This is a genomic window from Zavarzinia sp. (assembly GCF_049306435.1).
Lineage (GTDB): Bacteria > Pseudomonadota > Alphaproteobacteria > Zavarziniales > Zavarziniaceae > Zavarzinia.
In genome coordinates, this window is sequence record NZ_JBAQRT010000227.1 from 1 (window position 1) to 2,171 (window position 2,171).

Consider the following 2,171-nt stretch of genomic DNA (forward strand, 5'->3'; position numbering starts at 1 on the left):
CCTCGATGCCCTCGGCGCTCGCCGCGACGATGGCGGCCGCCCCCTTGGCCAGGGCGTCGGCGACATAGCGGCGGCCGTCGTCCCGGCTGCCCGAGAGCGCGAAGAACAGGGCGCCGGGCACGACCTCGCGGCTGTCGGCGGTGATCGCGGAAATATCGGTCGCGCCGATCGCCGAACCTTGGAGAAGATCCGGGATCAGGTCGGAGAGGCGATGGTTCGCCATGTCTTGATCCTTCAGTCCTTGTCGGTCGACGCGCTGATCAGCACGCCGCCCTCGGTCGCGGGATCGGGGCCATCGGTCGGCAGCACGCCCAGCATGGGCGCGATCCGCTCGACGATGCGGCCGACCGTCGGCGCCGCCGTCCAGCCGCCCGTGGCATAGCCGTAGGTTTCCTTGGTGCCCTTCGGCTCGTCGATCATGACGAGCACGACATAGCGCGGCTCGCTCATCGGGAAAGCGGAGACGAAGGACGACATCAGCGCCTTGCGGGCATAGCCGCCGGCCGAGACCTTTTCCGCCGTGCCGGTCTTGCCGCCGATCCAGTAGCCCGGCACGTCGGCCTTGCGGCCCGTGCCCATGGTGACGACGAGGCGCATCAGCTTGCGCATGGCGGCCGAGGTCCTGGACGTGATCACCCGCTCGCCCGCCGGGGGATGGGCGCCGTCCGGGTGCAGCAGGGTCGGCTGGAAATAGATGCCGCCGTTGACGAGGGCCGCGACCCCCGTGGACAGATGCAGGGGCGTGACCGACAGGCCATGGCCGAAGGCGATGGTCATGGTGTTGATCTCGCGCCAGGGATTGGGCACCAGCGGCGTGCCGGCCTCCGGCAACTCGACCGACAGGCGCCGGGTCATGCCCATCTTGGTCAGGAATTCACGCTGGCCATCGACGCCGACATCGAGCGCCATCTTCACCGAGCCGATATTGGACGAATAGATGAAGATCTCGGGCACCGACAGCCAACGGTATTTGGGATGGTCGTCGTTGATGGTGAAACGGGCGATGCGAATGGGATGGGTCGCGTCATAGGACGAGGTCAGCTTGGCGACGCCACTGTCGAGTGCCATCGCCGTGTTGAACGTCTTGAAGGTGGAGCCCATCTCGTAGGTGCCGAGGGTCGCCCGGTTGAAGCGGTTCTCGGGCGTGGCCTCGCGCGGGTTGTTCGGGTCGAAATCCGGCAGCGAGGTCATGGCCAGGATCTCGCCGGTCCGGACATCCTGCACCAGCGCGGCGCCGCCGATGGCGCGGAAGGTCTGGATCGCCTTGGCCAGTTCGTCGGTCACGGCGTGCTGAATGCGGATGTCGATCGACAGTTGCAGGGGCTTTCCGGCACGCATCGGGTCGCGAAGGTCTTCGTCGAAGCGGGCCTCGACGCCGGAAATACCCTTGGAGTCGATATCGACGAAACCAAGGACATGGGCCGCCAGCCGGCCGAAGGGATAGACCCGGCGCTCCTCGCGCTGGAAGGCGAGGCCGGGCAGGCCGAGGCTGTTCACCTCATATTCCTGGCGCGGGGTCAGGTTGCGCCGGATCCAGACGAAGCTCTTGCCCGAGCGCAGCTTGGCATCGAGTTCGACCCGCGACATGTCGGGCAGCACGCGCATCAGCTTCGAGACCGCTTCATCGACATCGATGAGCTTGGTCGTATTGGCGTAAAGCGAGGCGGTGGTCAGATTGGTGGCCAGCACCGTGCCGTTGCGGTCGGTGATCGCCGCGCGCTCGGCGATCGGCTCGCCCGAGGTCGCGGCCCGGCTGTCGTCCGGCTGACGCAGCACGCTGAGATCGAGGAGGCGGATGGCGAGCACGAAGAAGCAGAAGCTGAACACGGCGCCGAGGATCAGCAGCCGGTTGCGGCCCATCTCCACCGCCTGTTTCACCTGACCGTCCAGCATGACGGTCTCGCTCGTCCTCGGGCCGACGAACAGCGTCACCCCTTCCGGGATGTGGACCTGGGTCAGGGACGGCTGGCGCCCGGCGGACCGAGGTTCGTGATCGAAATCGGTCATCGGCGCCCCGCGGGATAGCTGGACTCGGCGTTGGCGAACAGGCTTTCGATGCCGGCGATGGTCTCGTCGTCATAGGACGTCACCGAGACCGGTGTCGCCCGGGGCATTTCAGCCGTGCGGGTGACGGGCGGCGCCGCCGGACGAGACGGCGCCGGGGCGCGGGC

The 2,171-nt window shown here is 67.4% G+C and carries 2 protein-coding genes; both read right to left on the reverse strand.

What is annotated here, in order from left to right:
• Window positions 1-223: Mur ligase domain-containing protein (locus WAZ62_RS13315; RefSeq protein WP_422644023.1), on the reverse strand; the 223-nt coding region annotated here is incomplete at its 3' end.
• Between the two features lie 11 nt (window positions 224-234).
• Window positions 235-2,007: a peptidoglycan D,D-transpeptidase FtsI family protein gene (locus WAZ62_RS13320; protein ID WP_422644024.1), complete on the reverse strand. Its 1,773-nt coding sequence runs from the start codon at window positions 2,005-2,007 to the stop codon at window positions 235-237.
• Between the last annotated feature and the right edge of the window lie 164 nt (window positions 2,008-2,171).

Excerpts from the sequence above, each read along its gene's own strand:
- WAZ62_RS13320 (WP_422644024.1), bottom strand. The coding sequence starts at position 2,007 with ATGACCGATTTCGATCACGAACCTCGGTCCGCCGGGCGCCAGCCGTCC.